Origin of the sequence: Dietzia sp. 2505, assembly GCF_040546785.1 — a bacterium.
Lineage (GTDB): Bacteria > Actinomycetota > Actinomycetes > Mycobacteriales > Mycobacteriaceae > Dietzia.
Genome location: NZ_JBEPON010000005.1, coordinates 223,161 through 238,351, shown reverse-complemented (window position 1 = coordinate 238,351; position 15,191 = coordinate 223,161). Strand labels below are relative to the sequence as shown.

Sequence of the window (15,191 nt, the reverse complement as noted above, 5' to 3'; positions counted from 1 at the left end):
ACGGTGCGGCGCCCGGCGCGGGTCCGGGTGGCCTGGCTCCTGGTGACGATCGCGGTCCTCGTCGTCGTCGTCATCGCCTCGATCTCCATCGGCTCCCGCACGGTCACCCTCGACGAGATCCTCGCCGCGCTGGGCGGCTCCACCGACGGCCTCGGCGAGGCCTCCGTGGTCAAGCGGATCTCCCGCACCATCCTGGCGATGCTCGTCGGGGCGGCGCTGGGCCTGGCCGGTGCGGTGATGCAGGGCGTGACCCGCAACCCGCTCGCGGACCCGAGCATCCTGGGCGTGACCATGGGCGCCTCGCTGGCCGTGGTGGTCGGGATCGCGTATTTCGGGCTGTGGACCTACACCGGGTACATCTGGACCGCGATCCTCGGCGCCGGGATCGCGGCGGTGTTCGTCTACACGGTCGGCTCCCTCGGGCGCGGCGGGGCCACCCCGCTCAAGCTGGTCCTCGCCGGCGCGGCGACCTCGGCGGCGGCCACGTCGTTCATCAGCGCGGTGGTCCTGCCGCGCGGGGACATCGCCGGCGGCGTGCGCTCCTGGCAGGTCGGGGGCGTCGGCGGGGCCAGCCCGGAGGCGATCGAGCAGGTGCTCCCCTTCCTCGCGGTGGGCGCGCTGATCTGCTTCCTCGCCGCCCGTCCGCTGAACTCGCTGGCCCTCGGCGACGACCTCGCCGCGGGGCTCGGCGAACGCGTGGTCCTGACCAGGGCCGTGGGCGCGCTCGGCTCGGTGCTGCTGTGCGGCGCCGCGACCGCCGTGGCCGGCCCCATCGCCTTTGTGGGACTCATCGTCCCGCACACCTGCCGCCTGCTCGTCGGCGTGGACCACCGCTGGTTGCTGCCGTTCTCGGCGCTCATCGGGGCCATCCTCGTCACCGCCTCGGACGTCCTGGGCCGCGTGGTGGCCCGGCCGGAGGAGATCGACGTGGGCATCATCACCGCGCTCGTGGGCGCCCCGATCTTCATCGCGATCGTGCGGCGGCAGAAGGTCAGGGAGCTGTAGTGACGACGACGAGCAACGCCGCGACCTCGAACTCTCCGGCCACCACTGCTCCGGCCCCGAACTCCCCGGCCACCGGCACCCTGATCACCGCCCGCCCGGCGTCCGTCGAGCTGATCACCCGCGGTCGCCGGAGCCGGAGGCGACGCCGGGTGATCGTCATGGCCGCGCTCGCGCTGGTGGCCGCGGCGCTGTTCGCCGCCAGCCTCATGGTGGGCAGGACGTTCTACCCCCCGGCCGACGTACTGGGCGTGATCCTGGGCCGGGACGTGGCCGGCGCCTCGTTCACCGTCGGGCGGCTGCGCCTGCCCCGCGCGGTGCTCGCCGTGCTCACCGGCGTCTGCTTCGGCATCGGCGGCGTGACGTTCCAGACCATGCTGCGCAACCCGCTGGCCTCCCCCGACATCATCGGCATCAGCACCGGCGCCAGCGCGGCCGCGGCGTTCGCGATCGTTGTCCTGGGCCTGGGCGGCGCGCAGGTGTCGGCGTTCGCGATCGTCATGGGGATCGCCGTGGCCGTGGCCATCTACCTCCTGGCCTACCGCGGCGGGGTGGTGGGTACGCGGCTGGTGCTGATCGGCATCGGCACCGCGGCCATGCTCAACGCGGCCACCAACTACATCCTCAAGACAGCGCCGCAGTGGGAACTGCAGGAGGCCATGCGCTGGATCACCGGCAGCCTCAACGGCGCCTCGTGGTCCCAGGTGCAGCCGGTGCTGGTGGCGTGCCTGGTGTTCGCCCCAGTGCTGCTGCTCAAGTCCCGCGACCTGTCGATGCTGCGGCTCGGTGACGACACCGCCTCCGCGCTCGGGGTGCGCACCGAGCTCACCCGGATCATGCTGATCGTGGCCGCCGTCGGTCTGATCGCTTTTGCCACCGCGGCCGCCGGGCCCATCGCCTTTGTGGCCTTCCTGTCCGGGCCCATCGCCGCACGCCTGGTGGGGCCACACGGCTCGCCGCTCGTGCCGGCCGCGCTGGTGGGCGTGATCCTGGTGCTCGGCGCGGACCTGGTGGGCCAGTACGCCTTCGGTTCCCGCTACCCGGTCGGCGTGATCACCGGGGTACTCGGTGCGCCGTACCTCATCTACCTCATCGCCCGCAGCAATCGCACCGGAGGCTCACTGTGACCACCGACCACTCCCTCCACGCGACCGGCCTCGACCTGGGCTACCGCGACCGGACCGTCATCCACGACCTGGACCTGCAGGTGCCCCCGGGCCGGATCACCGCGATCGTCGGCGCCAACGCCTGCGGCAAGTCCACGCTGCTGCGGTCCATGTCCCGGCTGCTCAAGCCCCGCGGCGGGCAGGTGCTCCTGGACGGCGAGCAGGTGCACCGCATCCCCGCCAAGAAGCTGGCCCGCACGCTGGGTCTGCTCCCCCAGTCCCCCATCGCACCGGAGGGGATCACCGTCTCCGACCTGGTGGGCCGCGGGCGGAATCCCCATCAGGGGATGCTCTCGAGGTGGAGTAGTGAGGACGACGAGGCCGTGGCCGCAGCCCTCGAGGCCACCGGCACCCTCGAGCTGGCCGACCGGGCCGTGGACGAGTTGTCCGGCGGTCAGCGCCAGCGCGTGTGGATCGCCATGGCCCTGGCCCAGCACACCGACCTGCTGCTGCTCGACGAGCCCACCACGTTCCTCGACGTGGCGCACCAGGTGGAGGTGCTGGACCTGTTGGTGGACCTCAACCGCGACCGCGGCACCACCATCGTCATGGTCCTGCACGACCTCAACCTGGCCGCCCGCTACGCCGACCACCTGGTGGCGCTGGCCGGCGGTCGCGTGCACTGCGCCGGGGCGCCCCAGGAGGTGTTCACCACCGAGATGGTGAGCGCTGTGTTCGGGCTCGACTCCGTGGTGATCCCCGACCCCACGTCCGGCCGGCCGCTCATGCTGCCCCTGGGGCGGCACAGGGTGGTGAACGCGGGAGCGTGAGCTCAGCCGAGGTGGGTGCGGAACCAGTCGAGCTGCTGGGGCGCCGAGAGCTCGAACTGCTGGTCCACGTAGGCCTCGAAGTGACCGCCGGGGATCACGAGCACCTTCTTGGGCTCGCGGGCCCGCTCGAACGCCTCGAGCGACAGGTCGGCGGGGGTCAGCACGTCACCGGAGGCCACCACCATCATCAGCGGGGTCGGCGAGATGCGGTCGATCGAGGCGCCCGGGATGTACTCGATGAACTTCTCGACCGACCTCAGGGTGACCTCGTTGGTCCACGTGGTCGCGCGCTCCTGGATGGGGCCGAAGAAGAAGTCATGGGTGTCCTGCGTCGGGAGCACGCACGGCTCGTCGGGCGAGTCCTTCCAGGTCACGGGCATGGTCAGGGGTTCAGCGCCACCGAGTCGTCCGGCGCGGTCGGCGTCGAAGCCCGCGCGCAGGCCGTCCCACATATCCGAGCGGATGAGCCGGCGGGCGTTGGCCAACCCGTCGACCAGCGGGACCTGGGCGACCACGCACCCCACCCGTCGATCGTTGGCGGCCACCACCAACACGTGCGCGCCGCTGTAGCTCGATCCCCAGATCCCGATACGCCGGGGGTCGATCCCCTCCTGGGTCGAGATCCAGGTGATCGCGTCGCGGTAGTCCGAGATCTGCTCGAGCGGATCGATCTCGGCCGGGCGTTGGCCGTCGCTGGCGCCCAATGCCCGGTTGTCGTAGACCAGGACGTCGAAGCCGCCGCCGTGGAAGTGCTCGGCGAAGTCGTCGAGATACATCTCCTTGGTGGCGGAGAACCCGTGCGCCATCACGATGGCCGGCCGCGAATCACCGGAGCCCTTGTACCACCAACCGCGCAGGGTGGTGCCGTCCTCGGTGTCGAACTGAATGTCCTCGCGCACGATGTGCTCCTTCGGGTCTGGGTCTCACGAGGGATGCTGGATAAACCCTCTACACCGAGTATGAGACGGCCGTCACACCGTGGATACGGCCGTGGCTGCAGAGACCGTTGTCCCCCACTGCAGCCGCCCCGGGCTGATCAGACCGTCGGCCGCTTGCGCGAGGCGCCGGGCGTCGTTCCGAACTCCGCGCGGTAGGCCTTGGTGAACGAGGCCTGGTCGGCAAAGCCCCACCCCGCCGCGATCTGGCTGATCGACCTCTCGGGGTGGCCCGACAGATCCCGCGTGGCGCGGTGCAGCCGCCGGCGGCGGACGTGACTTCGGAGCGTCGTGCCCCGGTCGGCGAAGAGCTGATAGACCGCCCGCACGGAAACGTGGAGGTGCTCTGCCACGTCCTCGGCGGTGGTCGAGGCGGGCAGACGGCTTTCCACCAGGTCGATCGCGCGGCGCCACCGCTCGGACGAGTGGCCGGACGGCGTGACAATGTGGCCGTCCACGGCCAGGTAGAGCAGTTCCCGCATCGCCGAGGCGAGTGGGGCGGCTGGCTGGGAGGCGAGATCGGTATCCGAGGTGGACTCCACCGCGCCGATCAACGACCTGATCGCGAGAGTCCGTGCGGGCGCGAGCGGCCCTGCCTCAAGCAGGTCGGCCAGGTACGGGGTCCAGCCCTCGAGCACGGCCCGAGGGAAGAACACCGTGTACTTGGTCAGGCCGGCCTCGCACACGAAGGTCCCCTGCGCGCGGGTGTCCCATAGGAACGCCTGACCGGGTCCGATCTCGGCGGACGCTCCCCCGACCTCGACCCGTTCGCGGCCGGCCGTCACGATCAATAATCCGATCCTGCTGTCATCGACACCGTCGATGTCTCCGCGGGTCCGGGTGCCGGAGCAAGGCGGGGCGTCGCAGTAGACCACCTCGGTGTCCGCGATCTCGTACCTCCGGACGCGGTAGGCATCGGAGTCCGTGCCCTGCCGCACCCGCCAACCGTAGTGCCAGCCGGTGACCACTTCGGCGCTCTGGGGCGTGTCCGCGCCGAAGGCCGATCGACTCGGAGCGTGCGACAGGGCGATGGCCATGTGGTAATGGTCACATATCGGGCGGCGTCCGACCCGGGTACGGCGTCTCCCGAGGCGGGCTCAGAGCTCCGGCAACCGCTCCGCGCCCCAGCTCGAGTGGATCAGGTCCGTCACCCGGGCGATCTCCTCCGCCGTCACCGAGCCCGTCTCGCCGGGCTCGAGGGTGTCGAAGTGGAAGATGTACAGCCGCGAGACGAACTCCTCGAACGGCAGCGACGACTCGCCAAAGCGCTCGCCGTTGCCAGCGGTGCTCACCACCACTCCGTTGCCCCAGTCCTGACCGCTGTCGTTGTTGGGGTTGAAGAAGTAGACGCGCATGGTCTCGTCCGGGTCGAGCGCCACGCGCAGGATCGTGATGGCGTGCCAGCCCACGAACCGCGCGGAACTGTCGGTCACCGCCACGCCGGCGGGTTGCGGGTGGATCAGTGGCTGGTTGCCGTTGTGGAACGGGTGGTAGCTGCCGTAGAAGTGCCGGAGGAAGTCCTCGAGCCCGGTCAGCCTGCCGGACTCCACGTCCACGTTGATGCGGAAGCCCCGGGCGGCCCACCAGCCGTGGAACTCGGGGTTGACCCAGCGGTGGGGGTCGCCCTCGCGGTCGGCGCAGAGCCGGCCCATCTCGGCATAGATCCGGTCCAGGTGGGGCACGACGAGCAGGGACACCGGGTCCAGGTCGACGGGAAGCGTCTCCGCCAGGCCCGCCTCGAGCTCGCGGGAGGACAGGGGGCGGCCCTCGAAGTGCATGACCACCTCGTTGTCCCGCGCCGCCCACGCAATGGTCTGCAGCAGGTAGTCGGGGTCGTTGTACGCCCACATCGACAGCGCGCGGGCGGACTGGCAGGTGGGGTTGTCGCCCTGCCCCACGCCCAGTGGTTGACCGAGCATGGACAGCGTCCCGGACAGCAGCCAGATCCTCCCCGGATGCTCCGGGCCGTAGGCGAGCGCCAGGCGCTCGTTGGCGTAGTCCGACAGGGGCAGGGCCAACAGCCGCCACAGTGCGGGCGCGACGGCCGGCTGGAACAGGATCCCGCGCTCGAGCAGCAACGCCAGTCCGTAGACCGACTGCGCGGTCTCGGGGTGAACGGCCGCGTCGATCAGCGCATCGACGAGGCCGTGGAAGCACAGCAGGCTCTCGCGGCCGGTGCTCGACAGTCCGAGCGCCTCGCTGAGCAGGAAGCTGCCCTTCTCGCGCAGGAACCGCAGCAGGACGGGGTGGTAGGCGGAGACCAGTCCAGTGTCGTGCATCGAACGCGCGAATCCGGCGGCCTCGTACTGCAGGGCCCCCTCGTCCATCGACTCCAGGCGGGAGCGGTAGATGTCCACCCCGGGGTCTTCCCGGCTCGCTTCGGTGGTGCCGAAGATGCTGCTGATCAGTCGGTCGACGCCGAACCCACCGGTGCTGGTGTCCACCTCGGGGTCGTGGCGCGCGATGGCGATCTGGGTGATGGTCTGCTTGATGTGATCGACCTGGATCGGGCGTTGGCGCAGGATCCGCCAGATCTCCTCGACCAGCTGGTCCAGGACGCTGTCGAACCCGATCTCCCCGGCGATGTGCGCCAGTGACGTGCGGGTCACCTTGGCCATCCGGCCCTGTTGCACCCGCTCGGCCTCGGTGGCCGCGGTGAACAACAGCGAGGCGTTGGTGGCCAGCACCTCCTTGAGGTGTTGGAACGCCTCCTCCGCCGACACATCGGGGTGCGCGTACTCGCCCTTGGCCACCGCGACCAGGCGGAGGTCGCTGACGATCTCCATCACGGCCGTGTCCGCGTTGGGGCTGCGGAGCGACCCGGCGCTCAGGGCCGGGACCAGTGAGCTCGGTGACGCCCAGTCCGTCCCCTCGTACAGTCCGGCGGACTCGAGCTCCTGGGCCATCGACTGCACGGCCCGGGCGCCCCCGTCCTGGAGCAGGACCAGGCGAAGGCCGTCGAGCACGCGCCGCTTCGGCGTGGACTTGCCGACGTCCCCGGCGTCGGCGAGGGCCCTGGTCGCGTCGACGAGCGAGGCCACCCGCTTGTCGAGTACTCGCGTCGCGCCGGGCTCGTCGTTAGCCAATTGGGTTCACTCTCCAGATCCACGGGCGAGGGTGCCCGCCTTCGGTACCGTACCCACCTCGTCGGACCGGATGGCCGTCACACGTAGAAGTCGAGCTCCTCCTGGCGCGCCAGGAGGGTCCGCATCTCGTAGGCGTCATCGCCGAAGAAGTAGACCAGCCCCCAGTGGGTGCCGAAGGCGGTCCGCTTGGTGACGGTCTCCTCTACGGGTGCGGTGAGCTCGTGGGACTCGAAGTACTCGTGGTCCTCGGTCTCCTCGGGGATCTCGAGCGTGGAGACCACACGACGCCGCGGGTAGACCCCGAAGCAGCCCGCGTGCCCGGTGGCGTCGACCACCTCGCGCGGGAAGAACGCCGTGATCTCCTCCTCGGTGGTCTTGGGGTCGAACGCGAGCACCAGGCCCTGGTAGGCGTTGAAGCCGTAGGCGCGCTCGAGAAGCTCGAAGACCTTGAACCCCGGAGGGCGGTAGGCCACCTCGCCGAAGTACATCTCGCCGTCGCTGGTGACGAAGTACTCAGGGTGCACGAACCCGAACTTGATGTCGAAGGTCTTGATCAGCTTCTCGATCTGCCGCGTGATCTCCGGGCGGTAGCGCTCCAGCTCCGGCGAGGCCGGCACGAACACCGAGTAGCCGAGGGTCACGTACTCCGAGATGTTGAGAAAGACGATCTTGCCGTTGTGGATCCAGGCCTCGACCGCGAACTCCCAGCCGTCGAGGTGAGACTCCATGAGGACCGGGAACTCCTCGTCGGGGATCGTGTCGACCTCGTCCGGGGTGCGGATGACGCGGTGCCCCAGGCAGCCGGCCTTGTCGAAGGCCTTGAGGTGGATCGGGTCGTTGGGGTCGCCGTCCAACTTGAGCAGGGTCTGGTTGACGCGCTTGAGAAAGCGGATCACGTCGTCGCGCTCGTGGGCCTCCTCGAAGATCCCCACTCGGATCCCGCCGAGCTGCGCGCGGCGCTTCATCAGTGCCTTGTCCCGCAGTAGCAGCGACTGACCGTACAGCGTGGGGTTGTCCATGAGCATGGAGTTGATGGCGCCCGCCCACTCCACGGTCTCCTCGAACAGTGGGATCGCCACGTCGACGCCCATGTCCTTGAGGGTTTCGGCGATCTCCATGGACCGGTCGTTGAGCCGCTCGAAGTTCCACGGGACGAACGGGATGTTGTGCTGCCGGCAGTAGTCTTCGGCCCAGTCCGGGGCCACCACGACGTAGCGGCGGTCGAACCGGTCCACCGCGTCGACCGCGTTGGGGGCCCACCCGAGCAGCGCCACGTACCCCTTAGAGGGGTCGCGCCGCGACTGGTTCCCGTCCTGGGTCGCGAGCGAACTCCTGTCCGCCGCAGTGGTGGTCGTGTCTGCTGTGGAGATCTGCACGCTGGAATTGCCTCCTGGGTTGGGGCGCGGGCTGGTGGGCCACCAACCTACCCAAGAGGGCGCGGGACGTGCCCGGAGTCACCAGCCGCCCAGGTGAGACGGCGTGGGGCCGGGTACCGCACCATCGGCGACTCATCCGGCAGACCGCCGGTCCTACCGTCCGAGCACCGTGTCGAGCCAGTCGAATGCGCGCTGACTGAACAGCGCTGCCGCCCCCGCTTCGTCGTGTTCACCGGCACCTTCCGCGTTGGTGAACTCGATCATCGTCTTGGGCGCGGTGAGGGCGTCGAAGAGACTGTGCGCGTCGACGATGCGCGGGTCGTTCTGGCCGATGGTGAGCAGCACGGGGCAGTCGATGCGGTCGGCGAGGCCGTCCAGTGTGAACGACTTCAATTCGCGCAGGTAGTCGACCGGAGTCGGGCATCCGTGCGTGAGCATCCCTCGCCCCACGGAGAATGCCAGTCCGGGCGACTGCTCCATCCCGGCGCGGACCACCTCGTTGAGCTGATCGTCGGCCTCCCCGGTCTCCAGGTCGCCGCGGTACTCCTCCGGGAGGAGCAGCGAGGCATGGGCTCCCGGTGCGTACTGCGGGGCGTCGGCGATCACGGCGGCGAGGCGGTGCTCTGCTGTGGCAGCGCGGGGCGCGAGGTGGCCGCCCCAGCTGCGGCCCATCGCCGCTATCCGGGAGGCGTCGACCTCGGGACGGGCGACCAGCCAGTCGACCTGAGCGGTGACGACCGCTTCCCAGTCGTGTCGGAAGTGCAGGTCGCGGTCGACCAGTGCGGCGCCCTGGCCCGGGCCGTCCATCATGAGGACGGCGTATCCGCGCCGCAATGCCGCGACGCCGCCGGCGACGTACGTCTCCTCCATCGTGCCGTCGTACCCGCCCACCAGGATCACGGTGGGGAACGGCCCCGGTCCGGGTGGGGTCGCGACGTAGCCGTCGAGTTCGGTTCCCTCGTACGGGATCGTGACCTGCTGGAAGGGATGATCCATCAGCTCGATCGCTCGGCGGAAGGCATCGCGTTGACGAGCGTTAGCCGCGACGAACCGGGGATCCATCGGGGGCGCGTACATGAAGACCCCGGAGATACGGAAGTACGTCGCCGCGCGGAGGAACCCCTCACGTGCGCTCACCCGGTGGTCGGCGGCAAGACTCTTCTCGGCCTCCGCGAGAATCCGTTCGCCGAGCGCGTTCCACTCGACGTGCCAGGCGTCTCTGTCCCCCTCGGGGATCCTGCGGGCGGTGATGAACGCCTCTCCGACGTCGGCTCCGCCCATCGCTACGGTGTCCAGCACGCGGAGGAACTGGCCGTCGAATCCACTGTCCGAGAAGGCCAGCCCGGTCAGAGTGGGCTCGCCGGGGCTTCCACTTCCGTCCACGGCGCGGGTTGTCGCATCCGATGAAGTGTTCGTGGCCATGTCCACACCTCGTCGTCCCTGGTGGTCGCCCCTGGTCCAAGTCGCCACCACCACCATCGCTCAGTGTGTGGGGAACGGCAATAGACCTGGATCGCCTTTCGGGGCGACAACCTTGGTGACGACGACGAGGTCGCCCCTTACCCGTCCGATGACGACCACTCGGCGTTCGTCCCGGGTCTGGCCCCCACTCGAGTTCCTCACCCTCTCGACAGCACGTCTCCGCTGACCACAATCGTGAACTCCCGCTCTTCGGTGAGCACGTTCAAGAATCCGGGCTCGATGCTCAGGACATACCCGGACACGGTGCCGTTGGTCGTCTCGATCGCCTCGTGTGGGACCCAGGGTGTCTGGCCGAGGGCAGCGAGGAGCAGGAGACCGACCCCCGCCACCCAGCCGACCCGCGCCATGGCGGAAGCCAGCGCGTGCCTCAGCGGACGCTGCGGTGGCAGGCATCGGATCGCCGCGATCACCGCGAACACCGCCGCTGCCCCGGCGGGGAGCCACCAGATGCCGAAGCTCGATGTGAGAGCCACCGACACGACCACTCCCAGTACGGACAGGAGGAGGACCACCGTCCGGTGTTCACGCGGGCCCCACAGGGCCCCGGCGATCAGTAGCGGGAGAACACCGATCAACAGGACCGCGGTGAGCGTGTGCTCGGCGATGAGTGAGCCGAAGAGAAGGGCGAACGAGTCGTTGAGCCCGAGGGTGGTGCTGACGAGGAATGCCGTGGACCAGTCGTAACCGGATACCGCGAATATCCGCAGGGTCACAAAGGCCACACCCCATGTCGCACCGTGCGCGGCAGCACCGGCGAACCGGTTCGGGCGCTTTCCACCATCCTGCTCTGGGGCCCCACGCCGTTCGGCGGCGGTTCCGTTCGGGGCAGCGTCCATGCGGTGAAACTACTATCAGAAACCGCCTACGCCGACCCGATCACGCGCCCTAGTCTCACAACCACCATGACCCCTCGCCCCGACACCCTCGCCGCCGCACTCACCACCGCCACGTCATTCGTCGTCAACGCGATCGAAGTCCTGCGCTTCGGCGGCCTACAGACCGACGAGGAGCCCTCGCCGTTCGAGATCGTCACCCGTCGCCCGATGTACCGGCTGCGTCGCTACTACGGACCGGTGGCGGGGGGCGCCGGGCACAGACGCGACGGCGTTGATGTGGACGGGGTTGAGGTGGACGGGGTTGTTATGGACGCGGGGTCGCGCCCGCCGATCGTGCTCGTGCCGCCCATGATGATCTCGGCGGACATCTGGGACGTCTCCCCGTCGACGAGCGCAGTGGCGGCACTGCACGAGGCCGGTATGGATCCGTGGGTGATCGACTTCGGGTCCCCGGACATCGAGGACGGTGGACTCGAACGCACCCTCACCGACCACGTCGTCGCGGTGAGTGAGGTCGTCGATCTGGTCACCGCGGCCACGGGTCGTTCAGTGCATCTCGGCGGGTACAGCCAGGGCGGCATGTTCTGCTATCAGGCCGCGGCCTACCGCCGCTCGCGCGACCTGGAGAGCATCGTGACGTTCGGCTCCCCCGTCGACTGGCGCGGCAACGCCCCGCTCGGCATACCCGAGGAGGTGGTCGTCAGCGTTGCGCGCTTCGTCGCCGACTACGTCTTCAGCGATCGCCCGCTGCCCGGGTGGTTGGCCTCGACAGCGTTCCGCCTGCTCGATCCACTCAAGACCGCTCGGTCGCAGATGGACTTCTTCCGCCAACTCCACAACCGCGAGGCGCTCCTCGGCCACGAGCGACAGCGCCGCTTCATCGGCGGCGAGGGGTTCGTCGCCTGGTCCGGACCGGCGATCGTCGACATGATGCAGCAGGTGATCATCCAGAACCGGATGATGGTCGGCGGCTTCGTCGTCGGAGATCACGTCGTCGCACTGGCCGATATCACCTGTCCCGTATTGGCAGTGCTCGGGGAGGTCGACGAGATCGGCGTACCGGCGGGCGTCCGCAAGATCGCGGCCGTCGCCCCCGCGGCCGAGGTCTACGAGTTCCCGGTCCGTGCCGGGCACTTCGGACTCGTCGTCGGTTCGACCGCCTCCTCGCTGACGTGGCCCGCCGTCGCCGACTGGATCGGGTGGATCGAAGGCACCGGAGAACGCCCGGAGGGCATCGCCGAGGTCGGCCCCGACTCCGCTGGTGACCCGTCCCCGACCACGGCGGTGATGCTCGCGGCGGAGGGGGTGAACCAGGTCGCCGGGGTCGGAGTCGGCATGGTGCGCGGTACCGGTCACCTCGCGCTGAGCGCACTGCAGATGACGCGGGCCCTGGGATATGAGGCGCTGCACGCCGCGCCGCGCCTGATGCGGCTGGGGCAGATCCAGACCGGAACACGCATCTCGTTCGCCAAGATCATGGCCGAGCGTGCGCGGACACAGCCTGATGACGCGTGCTTCCTGTTCGCCGACCGCGTCCACACGTACTCGGCCGTCGACACCCGGATCACGAACGTGGTGAGGGGACTCATCGAGGTCGGGGTGCGCCAGGGCGACCACATCGGCGTGGTCATGGAGACCCGGCCCTCCGCGCTGGTCGCGATCGCCGCACTGTCGCGTCTCGGCGCCGTGGCCGTGCTGCTGCCTCCGTCCCAGGATCTGTCCGAGCTGCTGCAGCTCAGCTCTGTGTCCGAGGTCGTCGTCGACCCGGAGCACGCCGCCAAGGTCACCGATGCCGGGGCGCGGGCGCTCGTCCTCGGCGGCGGCGGCGCGGACCGCGACCTCCCCGGGGACCTCGGCGAGGGGGTCGTCGACCTCGAGCGAATCGATCCCGATGCGGTCGAGCTACCCCGCTGGTACCGACCTGACCCCGGCCGCGCCGGCGACCTCGCTTTTGTCGTCTTCACCCGCACCTCAGGCTCATGGCAGACCAAACTCGTCACCAACCACCGGTGGGCCCTCTCCGCGTTCGGCACTGCCAGCGCCGCGCGCCTGACCGCCGCGTCGACCGTCTACTGCCTCAGTCCACTCCATCACCCGTCCGGTCTGCTCACCGCCGTCGGCGGGGCCGTGGCCGGCGGGGCCCGGATCGCACTGTCACGCGGTTTCGACCCGGCGACCTTTGACGAGGAGATCCGCCGCTACGGGGTGACGGTCGTGTCCTACACGTGGGCGATGATGCGCGAGCTGGTCCGGCAGCCGGTCAATCCACGGGAGACCCTCCCGAAGATCGCCCTCTTCATGGGATCGGGGATGCCCCGCGGGGTGTGGCGACGGGTCCTGGACCGCTACCCGGGGACTCGGGTCCTCGAGCTCTACGCCGGCACCGAGGTCGATGTGGTTCTGGCCAATCTCTCGACATCCAAGCAGGGTGCTCGCGGCCGTCCGCTGCCCGGCACCGCCGAGGTACGGCTCGTCGCGGTCGACCCGGACTCCGGCTCAATCAGGACCGGCCCCGGCGGGTACGCCGTACCGAGCGAGGTCGGTGCGCCCGGGGTGCTTCTCGCCCGGCCCCGCCTCCGGGTGGACGCCTCAGTTCGCCGGCTGCGCGGGGTGTTCCGGCGGGGCGACACATGGGTGTCCACCGACGACGTGTTCGAGCGTGACCGGGACGGTGACTTCTGGATGCTCGGTCCGGCGAGCACGGTGGTCCGCACGGCGCACGGCCCGGTGTTTCCGATCAAGGTCGCCGACGCGCTCGGGGACCTGCCCGAGGTCGATCTCGCCGTGGTCTACGGCGTGCCCGTTGCCACGGGTCTGGTTGCCGTCGCCGCCGTGAGCAAGTGGGGCTCCACGGCGATCACCGCGGCCGACGTCGGTGGCGCACTGGTCTCGGTCCCCTCCGCCGGACGACCGGACATCGTCCACGTGGTCGACGACATCCCGGTGACCAACTGGTACAGGCCGGACGCCACCAGGCTCGCCACCCGGGGCCTGCCCAAGGCCGGCCCGCGGACCTGGATCCGTGATCCCGGATCAGGCGAGTACGTACGGCTGACCAAGGCGGTGCGAGACGGGCTGGTCCCGTCGACCGTCACCGACGGCGGACGGTGATCCGCCCTCCTCGGTGAGGTGCGAACGCGACGCCGCGGGAGTGCCACTTCTCGTCCCGCTCGGTGGTCGGGACGATCTCGTACATGCTCAGCAGGGTGCGCAGCACGACGTCCATCTCCATGGTCGCGAAGGCTGCGCCGATGCATCGCCGGGTCCCGCCGCCGAACGGCAGCCATGCCGGCGGTGGCGTGGTGTCGAGGAAGCGGGTCGGGTCGAAGCGCTCGGGCTCGGCAAAATGGACGCTGTCGTCGTGCAGCAGCGAGATCGCGACCATCACGTTGTACCCGCGCGGGATGCGCCACGGACCCAGGTCGAGGTGCGGAGCCTGCACGTTGCGTCCGGCGAGGTCGATGACCGGCCGGCTGCGCTGCACCTCCAGGATCGTCGCGTGCCTGTAGTCGGTCCCCCCGGCGTCGACCTCGGCGACCAGCTGGTCCAGCACCGCGGGGTTCCGGCTGAGCCGCTCCAGGGCCCAGGCGAGCGTCGTCGCGGTGGTCTCGTGTCCTGCCACGAGCAGTGCGGTGAGCTCGTCGCGGATCTCCCGGTCCGTCATGGACGAGGCGTCGTCGTAGGTGCTCTGCAGCATCATCGCCAGGATGTCGTCGCGCTCGTCGAGCCGGTCGTCGCGGCGGCCCCGGGCGATGAGCGCGTTGATCGCGTCGTCGTACACCTTCTTGTAGCGGGCGAACCGAGCGCGCGGGCCCACCGCGCCCACGCGCACCGGCCCCACGCGCTCCGGCAGTTCCGGGGTGATGACCACCGCCGAGCCGGCCTCCACCATGGGCGGGATGACGCGGCGCAACGTGACCAGCTCGTCGTCCCGGGCGCCGAACACCGTCCGGATGATGATGTCCAGCGTGATGCGCGTCATCGACGGCATGGAGGCGAACGGTCGGCCGACGATCCACGAGTCGAGTTCGCGCCGGGTCTCCTCCTCGACGACAGCCTCGTAGCCCGTGATGCACCTGCCGTGCAGAGGTGGGGTGAGCAGCTTGCGGCGCCGTCGGTGGTCGGTGCCCTCGAGCGCGAACATCGACTGCTCCCCCAGGACCCGACCAAGATTGGGGTCGATGTTGGTCAGCGCCTGCTGCGGGGCGGTGAACAGCTCCCTGGCCAGCGCGGGGTCGGAGATCAGCACCGCGCGCCCGTAGATGGGCAGGTGCACGGTGACGGCGTTGCCGTACCTCGCCTGCAGGCGCTGGAGCACTCTGCGCCGGGCGATGCCGAAGCCCGCGCCCTGGATCGCCCTGGGCAGCGAGGGCCCGGGCGGGAGCAGGGGTGCGCGGTAGTCGCCGGTCGAGCTTCCTCCGGGAGAGGCGGGAACCGGCCTGTCCGTCATGCTGTCCATGGCATCCTCGGCCTCGGGTGACGTGCGGGGCGCCGCCCAGCCTACGTGCCGGAAATGCGGTGGTGGCGCGGAAAATGCG

General features: G+C 69.8%; 11 protein-coding genes. 4 read left to right on the top strand and 7 right to left on the bottom strand.

Going from position 1 to position 15,191, the window contains the following annotated elements; translation table 11 throughout:
• The first annotated feature begins 3 nt into the window (after positions 1-3).
• The 3 genes from ABIE38_RS11815 to ABIE38_RS11805 all read left to right on the top strand — a co-directional run bounded on the left by ABIE38_RS11815 (position 4) and on the right by ABIE38_RS11805 (position 2,938).
• The gene (locus ABIE38_RS11815) at positions 4-1,005 is read left to right on the top strand and encodes a FecCD family ABC transporter permease (protein WP_502914778.1); all 1,002 of its coding nucleotides are present in this window, start codon (positions 4-6) and stop codon (positions 1,003-1,005) included.
• Positions 1,006-1,163: 158 nt separating this feature from the next.
• A complete protein-coding gene (locus tag ABIE38_RS11810; protein ID WP_354056551.1) occupies positions 1,164-2,129 on the top strand; it encodes a FecCD family ABC transporter permease in 966 nt (321 codons plus the stop codon).
• Positions 2,126-2,938: an ABC transporter ATP-binding protein gene (locus ABIE38_RS11805; RefSeq protein WP_354056469.1), complete on the top strand. Its 813-nt coding sequence runs from the start codon at positions 2,126-2,128 to the stop codon at positions 2,936-2,938. Before ABIE38_RS11810 ends, ABIE38_RS11805 begins: the two co-directional genes overlap by 4 nt.
• Before the next feature lie 2 nt (positions 2,939-2,940).
• Here ABIE38_RS11805 and ABIE38_RS11800 read toward each other — a convergent pair whose 3' ends face one another.
• From ABIE38_RS11800 to ABIE38_RS11775, 6 genes are all read right to left on the bottom strand, one after another.
• Positions 2,941-3,837 carry an alpha/beta hydrolase gene (locus ABIE38_RS11800; protein ID WP_354056467.1) on the bottom strand — a complete coding sequence of 299 codons (897 nt, stop codon included), beginning with the start codon at positions 3,835-3,837 and terminating at the stop codon, positions 2,941-2,943.
• Between the two features lie 137 nt (positions 3,838-3,974).
• Positions 3,975-4,910: a helix-turn-helix domain-containing protein gene (locus ABIE38_RS11795; RefSeq protein ID WP_354056466.1), complete on the bottom strand. Its 936-nt coding sequence runs from the start codon at positions 4,908-4,910 to the stop codon at positions 3,975-3,977.
• A 60-nt stretch (positions 4,911-4,970) separates the two neighbouring features.
• A complete protein-coding gene (locus tag ABIE38_RS11790) occupies positions 4,971-6,959 on the bottom strand; it encodes a hypothetical protein (protein ID WP_354056464.1) in 1,989 nt (662 codons plus the stop codon).
• A gap of 77 nt (positions 6,960-7,036) precedes the next feature.
• The gene (locus ABIE38_RS11785) at positions 7,037-8,335 is read right to left on the bottom strand and encodes an ATP-grasp domain-containing protein (RefSeq protein WP_354056462.1); all 1,299 of its coding nucleotides are present in this window, start codon (positions 8,333-8,335) and stop codon (positions 7,037-7,039) included.
• Positions 8,336-8,488: 153 nt separating this feature from the next.
• A complete protein-coding gene (locus ABIE38_RS11780; RefSeq protein ID WP_354056460.1) occupies positions 8,489-9,757 on the bottom strand; it encodes an alpha/beta hydrolase family protein in 1,269 nt (422 codons plus the stop codon).
• Positions 9,758-9,954: 197 nt separating this feature from the next.
• Entirely contained in the window at positions 9,955-10,653 is a 699-nt protein-coding gene (locus tag ABIE38_RS11775; protein ID WP_354056458.1) for a hypothetical protein, read from the bottom strand.
• Positions 10,654-10,719: 66 nt separating this feature from the next.
• Here ABIE38_RS11775 and ABIE38_RS11770 point away from each other — a divergent pair, with 66 nt between their 5' ends.
• On the top strand, positions 10,720-13,764 hold the full coding sequence (locus ABIE38_RS11770; protein WP_354056456.1) for an AMP-binding protein: 3,045 nt from the start codon (positions 10,720-10,722) through the stop codon (positions 13,762-13,764).
• On the opposite strand, the gene ABIE38_RS11765 is transcribed toward ABIE38_RS11770, so the two are convergent.
• Positions 13,745-15,112 (bottom strand): cytochrome P450, encoded by a 1,368-nt coding sequence (locus ABIE38_RS11765; protein ID WP_354056454.1) that lies wholly within the window; start codon positions 15,110-15,112, stop codon positions 13,745-13,747. The genes ABIE38_RS11770 and ABIE38_RS11765 overlap by 20 nt on opposite strands.
• Between the last annotated feature and the right edge of the window lie 79 nt (positions 15,113-15,191).

What these genes read in the sequence shown, in the direction of transcription:
- ABIE38_RS11775 (WP_354056458.1), bottom strand. Translation starts at nt 10,653, where the DNA reads ATGGACGCTGCCCCGAACGGAACCGCCGCCGAACGGCGTGGGGCCCCA.
- ABIE38_RS11770 (WP_354056456.1), top strand. Translation starts at nt 10,720, where the DNA reads ATGACCCCTCGCCCCGACACCCTCGCCGCCGCACTCACCACCGCCACG.
- ABIE38_RS11810 (WP_354056551.1), top strand. Translation starts at nt 1,164, where the DNA reads ATGGCCGCGCTCGCGCTGGTGGCCGCGGCGCTGTTCGCCGCCAGCCTC.
- ABIE38_RS11780 (WP_354056460.1), bottom strand. Translation starts at nt 9,757, where the DNA reads ATGGCCACGAACACTTCATCGGATGCGACAACCCGCGCCGTGGACGGA.
- ABIE38_RS11795 (WP_354056466.1), bottom strand. Translation starts at nt 4,910, where the DNA reads ATGGCCATCGCCCTGTCGCACGCTCCGAGTCGATCGGCCTTCGGCGCG.
- ABIE38_RS11765 (WP_354056454.1), bottom strand. Translation starts at nt 15,112, where the DNA reads ATGGACAGCATGACGGACAGGCCGGTTCCCGCCTCTCCCGGAGGAAGC.